Here is a 20,836-nt window from a genome sequence, read left to right as displayed (position 1 = left end):
ATCAGGTGGCATCGGCATTTCTTTGAACTGTGGCATGGCAACCTCCTCATATATAGGAGTTCGACATCCAACACATCAATCCATGCCTGATTCTCAATGTTTTAGAAAATAATTTTGAGACAGCCTCCTGAAATCCGAAAGATTTTGGAGCGGTTCGGTTGTGAAAACATCCTTATTGGTGCATATGACGGCGGTGCTACCGCTGTGTTCGAGAGAAATAGACGACCATATCGCATGCAGGTATTTCTACCTGCTGTTGATGATGCTGAGTTCAAGCTCCGCCGATGCGGAACCGGTTATTCACGCAGAACATCAGATCAACAAAAAGACGCTTGGGAGCGCGAATGCAGACGGCGGTGGCGTGAACTGGCATTGATTGTAAAGGCCAAAGTGCTCATAGTCGAGTCGGCATCGGAAGATAGCGACGTGACATTTGAGGGCGAGTTTCTGAGCTACGCGATGCTGCCTGGGCATGGCAGAATCGGTGATTTAGCCGAAGCGCAGTTGTGCAGGTTTGCGGCTAATGGCGAGCTGCCAAGGATGCTGCCGGGGAGGCTCGGGCAGTGAATCAGGAAATCTGGACAACCGAACAATATCGCGAATATCAGCGTGGTGGTGAGATCAAGCTGCCCAGTCCTGACGCTACTGAAACGCTGTGGCAAGCAAAGGTCGAGCAACTTTTCAGACGTTATGGATGGCTTTGTTATCACGCGAAAAAACCAAAACGTGACCAGGCAGGATTTCCCGACCTTTGGGCAGTCCACTTTAGTTTCAAGAGGCTTGTAATCGCTGAGCTTAAAACAAAGCGGCGGAAAGTCACTGATGAACAGCAGGAGTGGATAGATGCTTTGATTGCTGCGAATCAAGAGGTCTATGTTTGGCGGCTGCCGGAGGATTGGCAAGAAGTTGAACTTGTAGCAAGAGGCCAAAAGGCCAAATAAAACAAAAACGCCCACGATCTTCCGTGAGCGCCTCAAGATGTAGTAAATCAGACGAGCATATTATACCACATATACGCAGGAGGCGAAAGGGAAGATGGCAAGGCGAACGATAGCGATTGAGGATATTGAGGATGTATTTGCAGTAGGTGCGGGTCTGTGGGAAAAGGCTTGCGATCCGTTTTCGTATGTCAGTGACATATGTAAAGACCCCGGCGTCACCGGCCTATTGTGGCGGGAAGTTCGCAAGATGATCCGCTGGTCACGACGGCAGCGCGGAGGGCTTACGGATTGGCAGCTTGTCGTGCTGGTATGTCATCTGCTCGGCAATAGTGATTATGAGATAGCAGAGCGGTTTGATTGCACAAGGCGAAATGTTCAGAAGTCTCGCGTGGCTGCACTGGACAAGATAAGTTTATATCAACCAAAAAGACGGGGGCTTCTTACTGTAATGCTTGAGACTTTTCCGTGGGCAGCAATGCGGGAACACCTGACTAATACATATGAAGAATGGATTGATACGCAAGAAAACAAAAAAAGTGGTCGCCCCCCAATTTCACGCTCAAAAATGTTTTCTTCACGCTCAAGCAGGCAGCGTTTTTAGGCTCAAAATGGTCGCCCCCTGAGCCAGTTTAGAGCTTATAGGTGTATGTTGTTTTACTATCATCTCCCCGCGCGGCCCGACGCGGGCGCATAAGCGACAGTATCGGGCCCTCCCATTTAATTATATTTCGACTCTGGCTATATGCTGGGATTACTTTTACAACTATGAGCTATCAACCAAACACTACCAATCAGCGAAAAGAGGCTCGTGAGGCTCTCAGTCCAATTGCTCAGATCAACGCTGCACGTAAAGAAGATCAGCGGCGCCGAGGCAAAGCACAGGCTGGTAAATACGTGCGGGTAGCGAGGTAGATATGTCTGCATCAAAAATTGCTCGCTTTTCAAAGAAGAAGAGGGAAATCTTTCTCCAAGCGCTCAGCGAGACAGGTATTGTGTCAACGGCATGCAGCGCTGCGGGAATAGTTCGAGCTACAGCATATAAACATAAATCAGAAGATGTTAAATTTGAGGCTGAGTGGGAAGACGCTCTCGAATCCGCAGTCGATGCGATGGAAGTTGAAGCTCACCGAAGAGCTGTGACTGGTTGCCTGGAGCCGGTGTTCTATCAGGGCGAGGAGGTCGGCCATATCAGGCGCTATTCCGACACCCTGTTGATGTTCCTCATGAAGAGCCGAAAACCGGAGAAGTTTAGAGACAACCACTCTGTTGAGCTCACGGGCAAGGATGGCGCTCCAATTAATGATTGTTCGGCCAAAGAGCGGCTTATAGATATGCTCGATAGGTTATCTGATCGCATGGATAATGCTCAAAACACAGGTGAAGAAAAATGATAATAACCGCAATAGACACAAAAACAAAAGAGTTGGTAGATGTTGCAGCAGATCAGTCCGGTGCGGTCATAACCCGGCGCAAATACGCTGGTTTCGTTAATCTCTTCAAGGCGGACGCAGAAGGTGATAATGGTTACGGGATAGCTGTCGGGGCATACACAGACTACGTGACTGTGGATAATGCCGACTGGATGGCCTATCTACATTTTTTCTACAAATCTAGCGAGATAGGATCACTATACTATAGCAGGGCCGATGACGAGGGACATGTATCAACATCCGAACTCTCCATCGGCGGCGTATTAACAACTGCTGCAACCGAATGGAAGGACAACATGATCAGTGGGTCCTCGCCTTTTGGCAAGACACTGAAATTACGTATTAAAAACACGGGTAGTTCGGTGAGCAACTACTGGCTCAAGATGGCCGGAATCGGAGTATAACAGATGAATCAACTAATCAGTAAACTTGGTGAGGCAGGCTTGCTCATTAACGACGGTGCAACGATACGGTTGGATGCTCTACAGATGGTTGACATTGTCGACTTCGAGTCATTCTTCGGCTCCACAGACGGCAGTTACGCCCAGCTTTGCGCCGCAGACGATAATGGCGACGGCACGACCAAGGGCTACAAACGGTTCTTCGACGCATGGAAGCAGGCAGGAATACTCTGAGTGGGCGAGAGGCCGAAGAGTCGCTCGCCGCTCGATTTATCAAGTTGTCGCTGGAGGAGCGACTGGCCTACCTAGGCTCACTCAGCGAAGCAGATGCAGAGACTCTTATCTACGATTGGGCGTTTTGGGCGCGTCCTGCGCAGTTGCCTCCTCCAGGCGATTGGTTTTGCTGGCTCATCATGGCAGGACGCGGGTTCGGGAAAACGCGAACTGGTGCAGAGTGGGTTATTGCCCGCATGAAAAGTGGACGATTCGGCCATGCTGCACTGATCGGCGAAACCGCCGCCGATGTGCGCGATGTTATGATCGAGGCCGGGGAATCATCGATACTAAAGATTTCGCCGCCGTGGTTCATGCCCGTATACGAGCCGTCTAAACGGCGATTGACATGGCCGAATGGAGCTATTGCAATCGCTTATTCGGGAGAGGACCCCGACCAGCTCCGAGGACCACAGCATGATACTGCTTGGACCGATGAACCGGCCAAGTGGAAGTATGCTGATGAAACCTGGAGCAATATGGAGTTTGGTCTCAGGCTAGGTCCTCAGCCTCAAGCTTGTGCAACAACGACGCCGAGACCGACGAAACTCATTCGAGATTTGGTTCAGGACCCACAGACAGTAGTGACTTCAGGCTCGACGTATGACAATTACGCAAATCTATCACCAAATTTCATTCAGCGTGTGGTCAAACGCTATGAGGGCACGCGATTAGGTCTGCAGGAACTCCACGCAAAACTTCTAACAGACGTGCCTGGTGCTCTTTGGAAGCGATCAATGATCGATGCTCTACGAGTTCGGTCCGCTCCGTCACTAATAAGAGTGGTTGTGGGGGTTGACCCCGCTGTTTCGGATTCGACGGCAGAGGATGCGGACGAGGCCGGTATCCTCATCGTCGGGTTGGCTGAAAACGGTCATGCTTATGTGCTTGAGGATAAGAGTTTGCAGGGTGGTCCTCTCGAATGGGCATCTGCTGCAATAGCGGGATATTGGGAACACCAAGCGGATCGGATTGCTGCAGAGGTCAATAATGGCGGCGAGATGGTCATATTGACGATCAAATCAGTTGATCAGAATGTCGCAACCAAGAAGCTTTGGGCGAGTAGAGGCAAATACACACGGGCGGAACCGATAGCAGCATTTTACGAACAGGGTTTCGTTCATCACGTCGGCGCGTTCGCCGAACTTGAAGACGAGTTATGTAATTGGGTTCCCACCAGCGGAAAAAGTCCTAACCGACTCGATGCTCTGGTTTGGGCTCTTACTGAATTGATGGTGGAAGGTGACGGCGGTTTTGGCGCTTATTCATCTGCGGGTGAATCACGAGGTAGTATTTATCGCCTTGGAGGATAGGAATGCGAATCGGCAAGTTTTACATCGGTAAGAAGCCGATGCCAATCTCAACAGGGACGAGCCAGTCAAGAGCTTCATGGGATTCTCCCTGGCTGAATGCATTCTATGAGGTCCCTAACGATCAGCCATACAAACTCTACAAGCTGATGCGGGATGCTATCCCTTGCCTTGATCTGGCATTAAGTCAAACAGCACGACTCTGCGGAACACTGGAAGTCGTCACGGACGAGCCACTCAAGTCTGATATCGAGACATTTATGGAGAATGTCAAAGTCAATCACGTGCAAAATGGGCTGATGACTGCTCTGCGTTCTGAGATTAGACAGCGCTTGCAATATGGACCTGCTGCGATAGAGATCGTGCCCAACAATGCGGGAGATGACATCTATGCGCTTGCAAACATAGAGAGTGAGACAATTGTCTTCAAGCCTTCGGGCAGAGGCAATTTAGAAGTCGACGTTGCGCAGCGTCAGCAGGGCCAAGGTCTGCCGGTTGTCCTGGATCGAAACTGGATTACTGTCAGTGTTCACGAGGCTGATGCGAACCCGAACGGACGGTCACTGTTTGCAAGCCTGCCGTTCACGGCCGAGATATTCATGAAGATGGAAGAGTCCCTTGGCAAGAACTGGGAGCGCTTTGGCGTTCCTGCGTTTCACGTTAATTGGACGCCGCCCGAGGGATTTTCTGATTCCAGCGGACAAAAGACTGCTGGAATAATGAAGGCTTTCGAGGCTAACTTCAACAAGGCTATGAAAGCCCGCAAGAAAGGCGAAGTGCGCGATTTCTTCACTTCGGGCGCGGTCACAGTCAGTGTTATTGGCGCAGATGGACAGACACTCGACTTTTCTATCGACGGCAAGGCCCTCTTGGAGCAGATTGTAGGCCGCACTGGTCTGCCCTCTTGGATGCTCGGGTTCAATTGGAGCACCACGGAGAGGCTTTCTACACAACAGGCCGACGTGCTGATTTCCTACATCAACTCAGTGCAAGATGAAAGCCTCTATACTGCAAAGTTTATAATTCAACGCTGGTTAGACCTGACCGGACGCGAGGGTGAGTTTGACCTCAAGTGGAATGCTGTGTCTCTACAGGACGCCGTTCAGACCGCCCAGGCCGAATATGCGCAGGCTAATGCCGACAAGACGCGCGAGACAGTCGGAACCTCGCTCTGGCGCAATGGAATCTTTACCCAGGAGCAGTATGCAGAATATGTCTTGGGTGAGCGCTTCGACGGCGAGATTGCCGAGCAGAAAGACACTCCGACGGCGGTTACTGTCTTGGGTCCCTCAGGGGGGATAGACGAGCCAACACCAAACGGCGATCTACAGGACCCTAATCAGGCACTGAGTAACCAGTTGCCGAAAGGGGCAGATGATGGAACATTGCCAAGGTCATTCACTTATTAAGTTTGCCATCAGTGACGCCCAGGCCTCGATTGGAACAGATGAGTCACCAAAGGACCCTCGGATAGCTAAAGCGATTGGCAAATTTCATGCCGACATTCAGGCTCAGGTTGATATTTTAGAGAAGCGCATATGGAGAGCGCTTAAACTTCCCGCGAAGCTATCATCAAAACAAAAAACACGCCAAATAGATTCGATCAGTTTTGAGGCAGAACCGCATTTTGAATATTCGGCTGCACAGCAAGAGCAGATTGACTGGGCTATTGATGACTTCCTGGATGCTATGGCCGGGCGTGACCGGTCGGCATTGGGATTTATCGGAAGCGAGAGTTCCGATGGGCTTATTCAGCAGTGGGATCGTTTTGCATATAGTATTGGGGGCAATCGAGCTGACGAAATAGCTGGGGCCGATGCGACAAAGGCTCTCCCGGACCGCAACAGCGAGGGCGTAAAGAAGATGCTCAACGAGGCGTTTGAGCGGCTTTCAGAGAATGGGCAGTTGCGCCTTGAGGGTGTCAAAGACGATATCCAGGGGATGCTACTCGGCGCTATGGACGCAGGTATGAGTCCGATTGACGTAGGCCGTCAATTATCTCAGCAATTTGATGCATATCGCGGTTGGGAATTTGAGCGACTGGCCAGGACGGAGGTCTCGGCTGCCCAGAACCAAGGCCAAGTAAATGAATTTCAGGCCCAGGGATTCCGTGATGCAACAAGCGAGAAGCCACCATTTCATCCTAATTGCCTGTGCGCATTGACAATCGATGCTGAGAAGAACGCAGTCATATATGACATTGCAGCTACAGCTTGCGAGATTTGCCAGGCATATGTGGGGACCGAGGACCTGTAAAGGAGTTCGATATGGACAAGATCGAGATGAGCCAGAGTGACTTTCTGAAATTGAAGCAGCAGGCTCGTGATGGTGAACGTTACGTGCGCTTCCTCAAGGGTGAAATCCGGCGGATCGGCAAGCTGATCGGAGAACCTGAATCCGCGACATTTGCGACGGAGGGAGCCGATGTATTGAAGCTGCAGCGAGTCCTCAATGAATACAAGAAACGTTGGGATAATTATCGCCCACCTGTCGCTATGTCTCAGATTTCAACGCGGGTGAGTGAACTCCCTGCGGATTCCGAAGCCCAGAAGATTTATGACGGTCTGGGCGTTACCCCTGAGGACGTGGAGCGCTACGGTAAGGGAGGAAAGAAATGAATAAAGCTATTAGTTTCAGCACTGATGACTTTATCGAACGTCCGGTCAAGCTATTTGAGGCAGGGTCCTACCCCGACAAGGATATCGAGGTGACCGAAGACGATCTTGATAATATCGTTGCGAATACCACCGAGGCTCCAATTGGAATCGAGCATGTTCCGACCCCGTTCGATGGCGCAATGGGCATTGTCAAAAATGTCTATCGAAAGGGCAAGGAACTCATGGGGACCTTGCGAACTCCGGCTCATGTCTGGAGCCTGATGGAAGCAGCTAAGGCGAAGAAAGTCTCAGTTACGATTCCTCGCGAAAAGGATCGGCTGCTTGAGGTCTCTATCGTGCAAAATCCGCGAGTTGCATCGGCGTCCGTTTTTGCAGATGGACGCATAACATTCACCGGTTCGGTTGTCCAAATGGGTTGGGATGGCTTGACTGATGATCAGGTAACCTCTCTGTTTCGTGCGAAGCTAGGCACCGGGTCGGACGACTATAGCATTAGCTTATATCCTCTCTATGAGGATTCAGCAATAGTTCAGAAAGGCGATGGGAGATATTTCAAATACCCATTCTCAGTTGTGGATGGGACATTGGTGTTGGGCGAGCCTGTGGAAATGGAACAGGTATGGCAACCAAAGCGCGAAAGCGCAGAAAGGACTACTACAAGTATGAATGCAGAAGAAGTAAGGAAGATCGTCGACGAGGCGATGCAAAGCTTTACAGAGACTCTCAAAGCTCAGTTCTCTGCGCAGATTCAGCCCTTGGTTGATATCTGTAAGTCAAGCGCTGAGGCCGTGGCTCAGTTCCACAGTGAACGCCGGGTCGACAGGGTCAAACAGTGGACTGATGAGGGCAAACTGACCCCTGAGATGGTGCCATTTGCCGAGGCTCTTATGGCAGCCGGAGGGGAGAGCGCGAAGACCTTCGCAGAAATGGTGGACAAGATGCCTGCTAAGCAGACCAAGGACGATGGGGACGGCGAGGGAAGCCAGTTCTCTGATGACATTAAGGGCAAAATCTATGCCGGTCTCGGCGTAACGGCTGAGCAGGTGGAGGGAGGTAAGTAATTATGGCCTGGGCAGCAATTTCGCAAAATCGCGATACCCAAGGAAAGATGGACGATGTCCTCTCACTCAAAATGGCTGCGGTTAAGATTTGCCAGGGAGGCCTCGTAGGGGTAGCTCCGAGCACTGGCTACCTGAACCCTCTCTCCGGGACGGCGAGTATGCCATATTCGGGTGTGAGTTACGAGGGGATCGACAACTCAAGTGGTGCAGCAGGAGACCTTGAATGCCGTGTGAGCCGCAAGGGCGCACACGTGATGAAGTGCTCCGGCGCGGACCAGACATGGCTACAGCAGGAGGTCTATATGGACCTCGGGGCCACGGCGGATAATGCCACGGTTACCAAGACCGCGCCCGCTAATTTGGGCTGTAAGGTCGGTCGCGTCGTTGAGGTTATCAGCGCGACCGAAGTTAGAATCAGCATTGACGGATATGCCGGGGTGACCCAGGCGGCCGCTAGCTAGGAGGGAGACATAGATGCCGATAACCAAAGGTAATGTTCAAGAGGTTCTTCAGGATGCCCTGAAGACCTTATTTTTTATGGCCCTGGAGGCCGAGACTGACAACCAATATCAGCGCATCGTTACCATTGCCCCGAGTGGCGATGGGCGCGACGGAGAGAAGTATGGTTGGCTTGGCCCGACCAAGGGCATGCGCGAGTTCAAGGACCGCAGGGTTCCGCAGGGACTTGTGGCCCACGACTATACTATCAAGAACAAGAAGTGGGAAGACACACTTGCAATTGAGCGCGAGGTCATTGACGCTGACCAGTATGGCCAGGTCAAACTGCGTGTGCAGAGCCTTGCACAGCAAGCTGCTCGATTCAAGGGCAAGCTCGTTCTCCAGACTCTAGCTGCTGGTGCAACAAACAAATGCTATGACGGCAAGTACTTCTTCGACACGACTCACCAGGAACCCAACAACCCGAAGAGCCCGGTTCAGAGTAACAAACTTACCGACGCTCTCAGCAAGAGCTCCCTGATCGCGGCTATCCTCCTGATGGAGGGTTTCAAGGATGAGAATGGCGAACTCCTGGGGATTATCCCTGACATGCTCGTGGTCCCGCCCGCCCTGCAGTTTACTGCACGCGAGCTGCTTGAGTCGGTCTACTATCCGGGGGAGGGCACTACTACGGCTAACCTGGCAAAGAATACCCTCCAGGGTATTGTTGATCTTCAAGTCAACCCGTATCTGACCGACAGCAGCGACTGGTTTCTACTTTGCACCAAGGGCGTCATAAAGCCGCTTATTCTGCAACAGAGTGATGCTGTGGAGCTCCGGTCTCTTGAGGCCGCCTCGGAGATCGGCTTCATGACTGATTGCTATACGTATGGCGTCCGAGAGCGCTTCAATGTGGGCTACGGCTTGTGGCAGAACGCGGTCGGCAGCATCGTCACTTAGACTAATAACCAATTGAGCTAAAGATCATCAGGCGAGGCTTAACGGTCTCGCCTGAATTGTTAGGAGAACACGATGCTTTACAGAGTAAAAGCCATAAAACAACACAAGGGCGAGGACGGCTGGTATGCCGCGGGGCGGTTCTGGTCGGCGAGCGAATGGACCTACATCGATAGGTTGCCGCCGGGGATTGAAGACGATCCTGCGCTGGTTGTCGAGGAGGTCGAGATCGAGGAAGATGCCCAGTCTGAGGCGAAGCCTGAGGCCGAGATCAAGATTGAGGACGATCCAGGCGTGGGTGAGGCCGAGCTTCAGCCCAGACCAGAGGGCGATCAGACACAGTTAGAAGAGGGTCCTACTCCGGATGGCGCAACGGCGGAACCGGAGACGGAGGTAACTGCTTCGTCCGAGGTAGTCGCCGATGGCGAAGTTCAGGCCAGGACTAAAGTCGAGAGTAAGAGCGATGACTCGAAGTCGAAGACTCGGAAGCCTCAATCAGGAGAGGATAGTTAGTTATGGCAACCGTTAAGCCGACCGGCCAGGAAGTGGTGGACGAGGGGCAGTTGCTTCTTGCCTACTTTCCAAAATTTGACACAGAGGACGAGATGATCGCGCTCTGCGAAAGGGAGATCACCGTGGTCGATGCGCTTTATCGCAAGCAACTCGGGGATGTTTACACCGCGGCGAGCGACGACGACGCGATCTTGCTCAAGAACTCGGTAACCTGGGCGACGTTGGCGGTGATTTGGCAGGCCATCACGGCGACCATGATCGGTTTTGTGGGCTCAGACCTTCCTCGGGAGTATATCGACCCGGAGGAGGCCGCCGCGCTGCGGGATGATTACCGTAAACGCGCACAGGACATCTTCGCAATGTATGACATCCAACCCGAGGGAGACGTGGGATTCGCACTTCCCGCTTTTGTGACGAGCACTCCTGACACGGATTCAAAAAGCGGCGGGCTGACTGCTCTCTGGGAAACTCTCGAAGATTCAAACGGGTCTTATCTGCCATGATAAACGTCGGCATACGATCAAATGCTCAACAATTATCGCGCGCCTGGCAGCGTCGAGAACAAGCTATTGCCCCGGAGATGAGGGCGGCCACGGCCAAAGCTACCGCCGCGATCTATCAAGAATCGCGCAAGAACCTGAAAGAGATGATCTACGATAAGCCTATCCCCAACCGCATGGAGACACAGATCGAACGCAAGCGTAAAGCGGACTCGGATGGGCGACGGTTTAGCGCTCGTAAGAACTTCCTGAACTCTCGAACCATGTCAGAGACGCGCGAGGGCAAGAAACCGGCCTGGCATCGGTCAGGCAACCTGCGGCGATCAGAGCGAATGCGGATCGCGTCGGCCTACCTGGGGGTTATCTTCAACGATAGTGGCTATGCGGCAGCTCGTCACGACATGAAATGTCGTTATCCAGCGCCTTGGCGAACACGGGCTATTCAGACTATGGGTTCACAAGCAAGACAATTTTACCGGGAGGGAATCGTGCGCGCTATGCGTGCAGGAATCATTCCTGGAGCATAGGAGGGCAATAATGCCTGCTAATACAGAAGATAAGACCGAGGCACCGAAGACCACGAGTATCGTGGAGCCAAAGGGGCTGGCCATAAAGTTTGATGTCGGGCCGGAAGGAGTGCGTCGGGTCTACAGCAACAATGGCCTCGTAATCGAGACCGGGCAGGAGCTGAGGATAACGTCTCACGACCTGCCGGAGGATTTTCCCTACAAACTGTCGGAGTTGGCAACTCAGCTCAGGCAGATCGAGGGAATGGAGGTGACCGCAATTGATAACCTGGGCTAATCTACTCGCCATGACAGACTCGCTGGGGGTTCAACTGGACCGCATCGCGACGGCGTTCGGCACGGGGGTCGAGGCCGGAGCTATCAGCAAGGCGGCAAAGGTCAACGTCACGCGGGTGCAAACTATCGCCTCGCCGACCGGCGGCGACGACGCATCTACGGCGGCAGACCTGCTGCCCGGCGAACTTCAGCATCTTGAGAATCTGAAAGCGGGGGCGAAGAGCCTCTACGGCCTGCTGGCGTTCTCGCTCAACAATCTGATGGCGCACCTCAGAAATCGAGGTGATGTATCGCACAACACCCTGGACCTGATGGCTACGGCCAACGCGGCGAGGTTTTCCCCGTCATTCGCGGAACTCGCCCGCAGTCAGGGAGTGGCCCTGAGCGCGAACAATGTCTACCCGCCGGTGACGCTGCTCGGCAGCTTCTCCGTCTCGGGCGCGGGGGCCGGAACCTACACTGACGGCGGGCCAATCGACGCAAGCCTTTACGGCGGGGCCGACATAGAGGCTGAGGCCACTGCGGCCTGCTCCAATGTGGCGATCACCGCGGTGGCGACCGATGTGGACGGCGCGTCGACCAACTGCACTGGGACGCTGAACGGCGCGACGGGGACCAAGGTTAACCTGATCGCGGCCAACGGCAAGAAGCTCGTAAACACGGCATCGGTGACGATCACCGGGGGCGCGGCGGGCAATACGTTCAAGATTCAGACCAAGACCGACCGAACGCCGGTAGAATAAGGAGAAGAAAATGTCTGCTGCACAGGAGCTGACTGGGAAGTACGCCCAAGTTAAAATCGGGGGTGTTACACTGATGGACGCCTACGAGGTTACGGTGGAGATATCGAACACGTTCCTGGAGCCTCGTCCATTTGGAAGGTCATGGAAGAAGCGCATCCCGGACGAAGCCGACTTTAGCGTTACCGCTAAGAGATATTCTATTCCGTCAAGCATCGCCGCAGTCCTCGATTTGGCCGCATCGACCCCGAGTGCGGGGGATAATCGGACACCTGCGACCATCGTAGTCTACCAAGACGAGCACGACACCTCGACGCGGATTTTCGAGGGACCAATCTGGGTCGAGAAGGGCACGCTCTCGATGCCTGCTGGGTTGGTTGATGAGGATATATCATTCGTTGCGGCTGATGACCCGGTTTACATCGCGGGCCGATCAATATAAAAAGGAGCCAAACAAATGGCAGATGATAACCCCAAAATAATTTCAAAGGAAGAGTTTTTCAGAGACGGAAGACCGGCTGAGGACGTGTTGTTTCTCCCGGAACTGGGTCCTGACAAGGCCGTTCGCGTGCGAGGTTTTTCGATTGGCGGCATGGCAACGATCCAGGCCGCCTCGCATCCCGTTGATGAGAAGGGCAAGACGCATTACGACTCAAAACAGGACCGCCTGCTGTCCGTCGTCTATATTATGACTGAGCCGAAACTCAGTCTGGAGGACACCGGACATCTGCTTGAGATCGCCGACGGAATCGCCGACAAGATCATCGAAAAAGGGCTGAGCCTTAGCTATCGAAGTCAAGACATGTACGAGGGGCTAAAGACCGCCATGAAACAAAACCCCTACGTGCGACGCCTCTACACCGTCTGCGTCGAGAAGCTGGGGCGATTCCCGGCGGAGCTTGACGCCGTCTCGGAAGAAGAGTTTATGCGATACCTGGCCGCGGCTGAGGTCGAGGCTGAACTGGACGTGGAAGCTCTCAAGGAGAAGGCCCTAGAGGAAGAGACCGAAAAGACGAAAGGGGAGTAATCAAAGATGGGACTGGGCGCAGCGGGAGCCAAGAACGGCGAGAACTTCAACACCTACGTATCTTTGACCGGGGTGGAGACGTTTCAGCGGGGCAGCCGGATCATTGGCGGCTGCTTCAAGGGTATGACCGGGGACGCGAACGCGACCCAGGCTGCGTTCAAGCGCGTCGGAATCTCCGGCGGCGAGATGATGATGGCGGGAGCAATGATATCGGGGGCTGGAGCCGGAATACTTGCCTATATGCACAAGGCGACCGAGGCTGCCGCGATGCAGGCAGCCGCGGAGCGTCGCCTTCGCACTGCCCTTACGGCTTCCGGCAAGGGCGGGGCCGCCGCTGCAAAGGAAGTTGACCGCTACGCCAAGAGCCTTGAGGATACGACCGCTGTCGGCGATGAACAACTCATCAACGCGGCGGCTGTCCTTGCGAGTTTCCACATGGGCTCAAAGGAAATCAAGGACTACCTGCCCCGAATGCTCGACATGCAGGAGGGACTCAAGAAGCTCGGGGGCGAGGAGATGTCGCTGGAGCAGATCGCCATCATGCTCGGCAAGGGCCACATGGGGATGATAACAGCCCTCCGCCGGGTCGGCGTCATGGTGGATGAGAACCGCTACAAACAGATCGGCTACAAGGCCATTCTGGAGGAGCTCGACAAGAAATTCAAGGGCCAGGCAACCGAGGCGGCCAAGGGCTACGGCGGAGCGATAGAGCAACTCGATGTCGAGATAAATAGTCTTAACGAGTCCATGGGTGCAGGGATGCTACCGATCCTCACGTCGACCAACAAGGTTCTGAAACCGCTCGTCAAGAGCTTTACGACCCTCAATGAGCACACCGGCGGTGCGGCAGGCGCGATTTTGTTTGCAGCCGGGGCTCTCGCGGTAGTCGGCGGCGGGATCACACTCATCATGCCGGGTCTACAGGCCCTGCGAAACATGTGGATTGAGATCGCGATTGCGGCTCGTGGCGCGGGCGCAGCTCAGAAAGCCGCCGCAACGGCCGGAGCTGGATCTGGAGCAACTGCTGCAGCCTCTGGGGCAGGCACAGCCACCGGCGCAGCTGCGGCAACCGGGGCGGGCGCGGCCGGAGCAAAATCCGCGGCATCGGCAGGCTTTAAGGGTGTAATTGGCAAGGTTCTCGGCAGCACCATCGGTAGAATTGGTGTCGGAATTATCGGTGCTTTAGCCGGAGGAGCCATATCGAGCGCCACCAGTAACGACAAGGACATCGAGAAGTGGGCTAAGACCCCCTACGGCTCCAAGGCGCGAGTGTGGGGAGGCCTCAAGCTTCTTGGCGGCGGTGCCCTCGGCGGCGGCGTGGCGGGTGCAGCGGCTGGATACTCGTTTGGAGGTCCTTGGGGCGCGGCGGCCGGGGCTGTCATCGGCGCAGTCAAGGGGATGTATGATGCCAAGAGCAAGTGGGAAGACGTGCAAAAGAAGGTTGATTCTGAGCGAGGCACAACGGGACAGATCAACCCCAAGAGTCGAACCAACGAACTGCTTGAACAGCTCGTAAAGCTGGGCAAGGATCAGAAGGCCATCCTGATCGGCGGCGGCAAGCGAATGCAGGGGCGATATAATCAGGGCGATCTGATGCGTGCTCTTTACGGCGCGATGGGGACGGGGGTCATCGGATGAGCGACCGATATCAGCTACAACTAGATATTCCTTACGACGTCCTCATCGAGGAGGGGTATCAGAAGAGTCGGCTGTGCAAGGACCTTCGCACGGGACGGTCCTTGCAGATCGGCTCTAATTGTATGCTGGAACCCAAGACGGGGACCCTGATGCTAAAACCACTCAATCTCGACCCGGTGGCGTGGTACTCGCCAAGCACGGACGGCCTGCGGCTACACGCTGCGGCGATGTCCCTGGCGGCAGATTGCTGGCATGAACATCCGCAGGTGCTGCCGGCCAACAGCGGCACGCACTCCATCATGTCGACGGGCGGCGCAAACTTTGGACTCATAAACACGTTGCTGTCCGTCGCGATAGCAGATTTGCCCAAAGCCAGTCTGGAGTCAGGACATGAATTAGTGCCGGTTATCGTGAGCAAGGACTCATATCCCGTCAATCAGGGCTATCACCTGGGCATCGAATCGACCGCCTATTTTGGAACATTTGCTCATGACTATCTAGGTTTTAAGTTTGGCGATTTTATGCTTCGAATGCATACAGATGGTGGGACCGATCTTATGTGGAGCACGGATGGCTCCTGCGACCCCTCTCACTGGGTGCACGTAAAGGAGTTTGGAACATTCGCTGACCCGAAAGGCATGTCGAGCAGTATTATCGGTTTTATACCCAACGCGGCTATGCACCTTTACATCATCCCATTTGGGCGCGGCAACATCCTCTTCATGATGCAGAGCGGGGGCAAAATATTTCACGACGTCTACACGCATCACGAAGCGACCATTGTCGACAACACCTACCAGATCACCAAGGCTGGCAAGTTCGGGGTCTATGTCGACGGAAACGACTCGCACGCGGTCAAATTATCGGTGTCGTTGATCGGCTATCCGACGAGCGGGACGTTTACTGATACTCAAGATCAGCTGCCCTACTTTCCGACGCAGATGCCACTTGTCACGGAGATATGGTCTCGCACTTACGGTACTCCCGCAGTGACTTCGGAGGTGCTAGATGCTGATGGGAACGCTTTTGTAGCTGATGGTACGCGGCGAACATTTAAGACAAAATTAACTTTATCGGGTGATGGAACATGCACGCCCTGGGTCGACGGATACCACCTAGTGTTTCCTGAGCTAGTCGGGCATAGGACGCCGACAGTCATCACTATCCCCGAGAGCAAGATTTTAAGCCTGCGTATCGAAGACGGCAAAGACTGGGATTCGCAGACGCTTACGGCAGAGGTGATGGACGATTTTACCGACTCGGCGATTAGCGATCTGACGTGGCGCACCCGACTTAACGGCAAGCTGGTGATCGACGGCGTCGACTACATGCGGGTTATGTTCTCCAAACCCAAGACCACTTGTCGGCGACAATACAACCGGATCACGCTCACAGGAGTCAACTACGGGGTCTTTCGGCTCACAAAGAAGCGCTTTCTATGGTCGGCCAGCTACGGAAACCTCAGCGTCACCGATGCTCTCAATTGGCTTCTGCGGCTGTGCGGCTTTCCTGACGAGAAGATATCCATAGAGGCGTGTGCGACGCTTCTTCCGCAGTCCAGCTTACAGGGGCAGGACACGGACGACCCAAAGGAAAAGGACAGCCCGGGGTTCAAGTCGCAGCCGGAGCCCAACACGCCTGTGCGGGAGTTCTTTGAGTACATTATAGAGAACTTCTCTCCTCACTGGTTGGCTCGCTATCGTGGAAATGGTTATTGGCAAATTGGAGCCGATACGACGCCAACCTCAAGCCAGGGCGTTATTCAAAAGCTGCCTACTCTGCAACAGATAATGAACGGCGAACCGTGGATGAGCGAGGAATATGAAATTGAGGCCGAGCCGCCGGAGTGCAATTCTCTGTATGTGATCGGCAAGACGGACAAGGGCGACACCATCGCCAACGAGGCCGTCAACCCCATCAGCATCGAATGTGCGGAGAACCCCAAGCCACTCAGCTACGTGGGGGAGCGTGATCAGGCCGTTCTGATCAACTTCGATCTTAACACCATGGCCGCGCTGAACGACTGCCTGACCAAGATGGCCACAGAGGGCTTCCGTCCGTATATCACCGTGTCTTGGCGAGGGCCATTTAACTCCGACTTGGCGATAGGCACACGTTGGACCTTAGAGGGGGTCTGCGACGTCGAGATTGTTGAGCTTTCGACCGACGCCGAAAGTATCAAGGCGCTAGAGACGACCGAGAGCACCACCTACACGGGGAGGGTCATACTGTGAGAGCGCAAAAAGTCTTTTTGGCCAATTTGAGAGAGCGCTACGCGAGAGAACTCGCTCTGGATACGCGGCGGGTCAAGATCACCGCAGCCCAGAACCGCCCGGCGAGCTACGTCACCCAGGCGATCCAGCAGGGCGACATAACCTGGGGCGACCGCGTGGAGCTTGAGGTGCGAAACTAATGTCGTACCTACTCGTAAATAACAACGTTGGCACACTTTCTTTGAGCGCGTCGGGCAGCGCGATCTTGCTATACGACCTGTCTGACCGTCCCGATGGCGGGGTGTATCTGGATAATGTTTCGTGCGGCTCGGTCGGCATATCGCTGGCGGGAAAGTCGTTTAGCATTGGGTCTTGCGTTTGGCAAGACCCCTACATCTACGACGAAAATCATGTGATAATCGGCGGCGGCGATGTTCACAGGGGTCATACCCTGCGCTGGGACGGCGGCGGCGGCCCGGGGTCGTTTAGCCCCGATGAGGCGATAGTTGTTATTGATGGCGGCGGGGGATCGTTCAGCGTATCTTGCAGCGGGACTTTACGTCGTTACGCGGATTTTACGCAAAACGCCTCTGGAGGACTGTATCCCGGCAAGGGCCGCGTCGGGTCTGCTGCCAACATCATGGGCGCGAGCATGGTAACGGTCAAGGATGTCTATACGTCCCTGCATTGGGTGGTCTCGATGGGCGGTCAGACCGTGGAGTTTGACACCACGTATCCAGATGGGGCAACAAATCAGCAGATAGAGGCCTCGTGCTCACTGCTGTACCCCGACGGCAAGATCACATACAGTGACGGCGTATACACCGTAGAGGAGGGCCTGCCAAACAAATCGGTTGCAACGTCGATGACCACATATGCGTCGGCAACCTATTCACGCTCGACCGGCGTATGCGCGTGCACGCGCTCGGATTCGTGCACGGTCTATGACTATGGTGGTAGTGGCGGCTATCTAACAGCCGAGGTGAATGTCGGAAACGGCAGTGTGTCATTACGTGCAGCATGCACACTGGAGGACAGTCACGGTAAGGCGATGGCTGCCATTCACGATTACTGCGGAGCATACACAGTGGACTATGCCGGGCAAGTGCAGAACATGGACGGCGAAGCTCGCAACGACATTGTGATCCTGACAAACGAGAAGCATGTAGGCGATACCGAGTTAATCGAATTTGACTCTGACGGAGGGACAATTACATATACCGGTATGGTCAGCTTCCTCGGTTCCGTCTGGGACTCCAGCGGCACGGAGGAGCGCTTTCTGAACGCGACAGACGGTGACTTGCCGAACAGCATTGCGGCGCTCACAGATTACCTAGAGCACGGACATCTGATAGCGAAGAACGTGCCGAGTGTGTGGGGGGAAACAGCTCAGAATGATTATGTGGAAAGCGGCTTTGTGGTGCAGGAGGGTTATGGCAACATTATGATTGCCGCAGGCGTCGCGCACATTGGCGGAAACACGGCGACACTCTCAGAGGACGCTTACTATAATCACCCAGATTCGCGGGATATCTATATCGATATCGACAGTTCCGCGACGCTGCTTTATACCGTCCTCGCGAACGGCGCGACTGCTCCGGCTATTGCGTCGGGCACATTGCGGTTAGCAAAAGTCGTCACAGGCGAAAACCTTGCCATTATCTCTATAACTGATTTGCGTGTGTTCAAGAACAATTATACAAAGAGCGGGGAACATCCATCCCACCCGTGTTGGCAACCGTTCCCTCAGCAGATGCGCGATGACAACGGAAACCCGATGTATACGTCGGACGGCGAGCCTTTATGGGCGACGGACAGCCCAGCATATTACGATACCGAAATACTTGTCCGGTGCAGTGACTTTGACACCGCCGACGCGCTGCAGTTTGATTTTGTGTCAACGGGGTTGGTTGCCAATCCGCCATTGCAATTTATAACGCCGACGTGGGCAGCAAACAACTGCACAACAGACGTGGTAGATAGCACACAGCATGTAACAGTCGGTGAGGGTGTGACTGCAGCCTATATCGAGGACTCCGATATGCTCTCGGACAACATCCGTCTGACCGGCACACGGTTTGCTGTCGTCAAATGGCGGGCGAGCGTCAACGGCGCGACCGCAAAACTCAACATCGGACAGCATCGATGGGACTTGGTATACGATGAGGGTGTTGATTGGGAGTCCGGCGGGTCATACAAGCAGGGCGATCATGTCTTATACAACTCGATTGTCTATACCTGTATGCACGCCGTTGGCTCATCGACTGCACCTGACCTTGATCTTGGTTGTTGGCTGCCATACCACGCATCGTTTATAGACCTGTGCAGACCGGACAGCGCCGGGGAGCACGAGGTCAGCACTCAGCAGTCCATCATTCCCTACGAGCAGCCGTTCGACAAACGCCTTTGGGATGACGTGGACGAGAGAGCGAAGCGGAACAACGATTCGACCTATGACTGGGAGTTTCCGGCAGGTTGGGGTGTTGGGCGAATTGTTAGCCTCAAAATAGAGTGCCCGACACCTGATTGCGAATACTGGCTTGAGCACGTCCGGCTCTACAGGCGCACGAGTGCCGAGGGCGGATTTGCAGCAGTGTTTGTGTTGCCCCATCAGCCCGCCTGGAACGATATTCGAGATATTTACGATCCTGCATGGCCTAGCACAGGCGTAATCACGCATGATCCGGCGAGCGGCTATCCGGATGACGAGATCGCCACCATACCAAAATTATACTTGATCGTGGACGGCGCGGTCATATGGGAACTCTATGCAGGCATTTGCAGCTATCACCAGGCCGCCCCGCCTGATTACGATATGGTGTATACGTTTTTACCGGAGCGCATTCGCAACATATCGGCGCCGGGCAGTGGTTGGGGTGGTTGCCCACAGGATGATTATGCAACTCCGGCAAATTTTCCCCTCAACGGTGTCGTGACGATCACGCCCAAGACGAGCTGGGGTCAGAATGCTTGGGCGCAGGAGAACGACTTCGCCACCTGGCTTGAGAGCGGTATACATTACGCTGACGCTAACGGTCATGTCGGCTTGGATTTACAGCCCTGGGTATCGGCCTGGTCACACTTCCCCGGATCGACCGGGAAGGTGAACTCGTTTCAGAAGCAGTATCGCGGGCAAATATGGGGACTGGCGTGGAAAACAAATGGTAGGCCGGGCGAGGGGGACGTGCAGATCGCAACGCCAAACGCCTCGCCAAGCTATATTGAGACCACCACAGCTCAGTCTAACGCATGCGGATTTTTTCAGTCTGTGGCGGTAAACACGGAAGGAATGGTGACTGCTAGGGGGGGTGGTGATGAAAAACCGACCAGCCTCTACGTCGCCAATCGATTATGGACGCGGGTCGCCGGGCTGATCGTATCCGCTGGAAAGATCGCCCTGGATCATCGGCATAGTCGTAAGACCGGGGTCGGGGCCCTGGCCATGGCAACTGCTGATCGCATCTCAGTCTTTCAGACATACGACTGCGGGATGACGCACTCGGAGGAGCGCGTGCTTGAGCTATCCTCGGACGTGAGAAGTCCCTGCGTATTTGAGGTTCCCGATGGGCGTGGCGTCTGGGGAATCGCCTGGACCTCCGGCAGCGATACCAAGGCTGCCTATAGTCGGGACGGGTTCATCAGCAAGGAGGTAAAGACATTGCTCGCAAATGTTAAGAACGTAAGGGTAGTCGCCCACCCCTTGACGGGGGTGGTGATGGCCGTGGGACTAAACTCCGATAGCAATCTTGTGGCCTACCGGTCGCATGACGCCGCGCTTACATTTTTTGGTCCCTACACCATCGCTTCGGCCGTCGATGAGCAAACACCAGCCTTGGACGCGGTGGCAGATGCGCATGGATCGTGGCGGGTGATGTATCAGAACGCCAATGGGGACAATTTGCAGTATTACAGCCTAGATAACGGCGAGCACTGGCAGTCGCTGAGTTAAAGTATTTATTCTAGGAGGGGTTGA

24 protein-coding genes are annotated in these 20,836 nt (G+C 54.4%); all 24 read left to right on the top strand.

What is annotated here, in order from left to right; all coding sequences use genetic code 11:
* The first annotated feature begins 114 nt into the window (after positions 1–114).
* The 24 genes from ABFD83_14875 to ABFD83_14760 all read left to right on the top strand — a co-directional run bounded on the left by ABFD83_14875 (position 115) and on the right by ABFD83_14760 (position 20,812).
* Positions 115–567 (top strand): hypothetical protein, encoded by a 453-nt coding sequence (locus ABFD83_14875; GenBank protein ID MEN6358354.1) that lies wholly within the window; start codon positions 115–117, stop codon positions 565–567.
* Positions 564–941, top strand: coding sequence for a VRR-NUC domain-containing protein (locus ABFD83_14870; GenBank protein MEN6358353.1), 378 nt, complete (start codon positions 564–566; stop codon positions 939–941). The genes ABFD83_14875 and ABFD83_14870 overlap by 4 nt, the downstream gene beginning before the upstream one ends.
* Before the next feature lie 94 nt (positions 942–1,035).
* Positions 1,036–1,542: a hypothetical protein gene (locus ABFD83_14865; GenBank protein ID MEN6358352.1), complete on the top strand. Its 507-nt coding sequence runs from the start codon at positions 1,036–1,038 to the stop codon at positions 1,540–1,542.
* 313 nt (positions 1,543–1,855) lie between these two features.
* Positions 1,856–2,332, top strand: coding sequence for a terminase (locus ABFD83_14860; protein ID MEN6358351.1), 477 nt, complete (start codon positions 1,856–1,858; stop codon positions 2,330–2,332).
* Complete coding sequence (locus ABFD83_14855; protein ID MEN6358350.1) at positions 2,329–2,775, top strand: hypothetical protein; 447 nt, start codon at positions 2,329–2,331, stop codon at positions 2,773–2,775. The genes ABFD83_14860 and ABFD83_14855 overlap by 4 nt, the downstream gene beginning before the upstream one ends.
* Positions 2,776–2,778: 3 nt before the next feature.
* Positions 2,779–3,006, top strand: coding sequence for a hypothetical protein (locus tag ABFD83_14850; GenBank protein MEN6358349.1), 228 nt, complete (start codon positions 2,779–2,781; stop codon positions 3,004–3,006).
* Entirely contained in the window at positions 2,982–4,358 is a 1,377-nt protein-coding gene (locus tag ABFD83_14845; protein ID MEN6358348.1) for a terminase family protein, read from the top strand. The genes ABFD83_14850 and ABFD83_14845 overlap by 25 nt, the downstream gene beginning before the upstream one ends.
* Before the next feature lie 2 nt (positions 4,359–4,360).
* On the top strand, positions 4,361–5,764 hold the full coding sequence (locus ABFD83_14840) for a hypothetical protein (GenBank protein MEN6358347.1): 1,404 nt from the start codon (positions 4,361–4,363) through the stop codon (positions 5,762–5,764).
* Positions 5,730–6,611 (top strand): hypothetical protein, encoded by an 882-nt coding sequence (locus tag ABFD83_14835; GenBank protein MEN6358346.1) that lies wholly within the window; start codon positions 5,730–5,732, stop codon positions 6,609–6,611. Before ABFD83_14840 ends, ABFD83_14835 begins: the two co-directional genes overlap by 35 nt.
* A gap of 11 nt (positions 6,612–6,622) precedes the next feature.
* Positions 6,623–6,973, top strand: coding sequence for a hypothetical protein (locus tag ABFD83_14830; protein ID MEN6358345.1), 351 nt, complete (start codon positions 6,623–6,625; stop codon positions 6,971–6,973).
* Positions 6,970–8,034 (top strand): hypothetical protein, encoded by a 1,065-nt coding sequence (locus ABFD83_14825; GenBank protein ID MEN6358344.1) that lies wholly within the window; start codon positions 6,970–6,972, stop codon positions 8,032–8,034. Before ABFD83_14830 ends, ABFD83_14825 begins: the two co-directional genes overlap by 4 nt.
* A 2-nt stretch (positions 8,035–8,036) precedes the next feature.
* Complete coding sequence (locus tag ABFD83_14820; GenBank protein MEN6358343.1) at positions 8,037–8,495, top strand: hypothetical protein; 459 nt, start codon at positions 8,037–8,039, stop codon at positions 8,493–8,495.
* Positions 8,496–8,508: 13 nt separating this feature from the next.
* The gene (locus ABFD83_14815; GenBank protein MEN6358342.1) at positions 8,509–9,432 is read left to right on the top strand and encodes a Mu-like prophage major head subunit gpT family protein; all 924 of its coding nucleotides are present in this window, start codon (positions 8,509–8,511) and stop codon (positions 9,430–9,432) included.
* A 72-nt stretch (positions 9,433–9,504) separates the two neighbouring features.
* Entirely contained in the window at positions 9,505–9,942 is a 438-nt protein-coding gene (locus ABFD83_14810) for a hypothetical protein (protein MEN6358341.1), read from the top strand.
* Positions 9,943–9,944: 2 nt separating this feature from the next.
* On the top strand, positions 9,945–10,445 hold the full coding sequence (locus ABFD83_14805) for a hypothetical protein (protein ID MEN6358340.1): 501 nt from the start codon (positions 9,945–9,947) through the stop codon (positions 10,443–10,445).
* 77 nt (positions 10,446–10,522) lie between these two features.
* The gene (locus tag ABFD83_14800; GenBank protein MEN6358339.1) at positions 10,523–10,969 is read left to right on the top strand and encodes a hypothetical protein; all 447 of its coding nucleotides are present in this window, start codon (positions 10,523–10,525) and stop codon (positions 10,967–10,969) included.
* Between the two features lie 10 nt (positions 10,970–10,979).
* Positions 10,980–11,246, top strand: a complete 267-nt coding sequence (locus ABFD83_14795; GenBank protein ID MEN6358338.1) for a hypothetical protein — start codon at positions 10,980–10,982, stop codon at positions 11,244–11,246.
* Positions 11,230–11,988 carry a hypothetical protein gene (locus ABFD83_14790; GenBank protein ID MEN6358337.1) on the top strand — a complete coding sequence of 253 codons (759 nt, stop codon included), beginning with the start codon at positions 11,230–11,232 and terminating at the stop codon, positions 11,986–11,988. The genes ABFD83_14795 and ABFD83_14790 overlap by 17 nt, the downstream gene beginning before the upstream one ends.
* A gap of 10 nt (positions 11,989–11,998) precedes the next feature.
* On the top strand, positions 11,999–12,427 hold the full coding sequence (locus ABFD83_14785; GenBank protein ID MEN6358336.1) for a hypothetical protein: 429 nt from the start codon (positions 11,999–12,001) through the stop codon (positions 12,425–12,427).
* Between the two features lie 15 nt (positions 12,428–12,442).
* On the top strand, positions 12,443–13,012 hold the full coding sequence (locus tag ABFD83_14780) for a hypothetical protein (GenBank protein ID MEN6358335.1): 570 nt from the start codon (positions 12,443–12,445) through the stop codon (positions 13,010–13,012).
* 6 nt (positions 13,013–13,018) lie between these two features.
* On the top strand, positions 13,019–14,650 hold the full coding sequence (locus tag ABFD83_14775) for a hypothetical protein (protein ID MEN6358334.1): 1,632 nt from the start codon (positions 13,019–13,021) through the stop codon (positions 14,648–14,650).
* The gene (locus ABFD83_14770) at positions 14,647–16,884 is read left to right on the top strand and encodes a hypothetical protein (protein ID MEN6358333.1); all 2,238 of its coding nucleotides are present in this window, start codon (positions 14,647–14,649) and stop codon (positions 16,882–16,884) included. The genes ABFD83_14775 and ABFD83_14770 overlap by 4 nt, the downstream gene beginning before the upstream one ends.
* Complete coding sequence (locus ABFD83_14765) at positions 16,881–17,063, top strand: hypothetical protein (GenBank protein ID MEN6358332.1); 183 nt, start codon at positions 16,881–16,883, stop codon at positions 17,061–17,063. The genes ABFD83_14770 and ABFD83_14765 overlap by 4 nt, the downstream gene beginning before the upstream one ends.
* A complete protein-coding gene (locus ABFD83_14760) occupies positions 17,063–20,812 on the top strand; it encodes a hypothetical protein (GenBank protein ID MEN6358331.1) in 3,750 nt (1,249 codons plus the stop codon). The genes ABFD83_14765 and ABFD83_14760 overlap by 1 nt, the downstream gene beginning before the upstream one ends.
* The last annotated feature ends 24 nt before the right edge of the window (positions 20,813–20,836 follow it).

The organism is Armatimonadota bacterium (genome assembly GCA_039679645.1).
In the GTDB taxonomy this organism is placed as follows: domain Bacteria; phylum Armatimonadota; class UBA5829; order UBA5829; family UBA5829; genus UBA5829.
The sequence above is the reverse complement of the archived record's forward strand: the minus strand, read 5'-3'. Positions and strand labels throughout refer to the sequence as shown.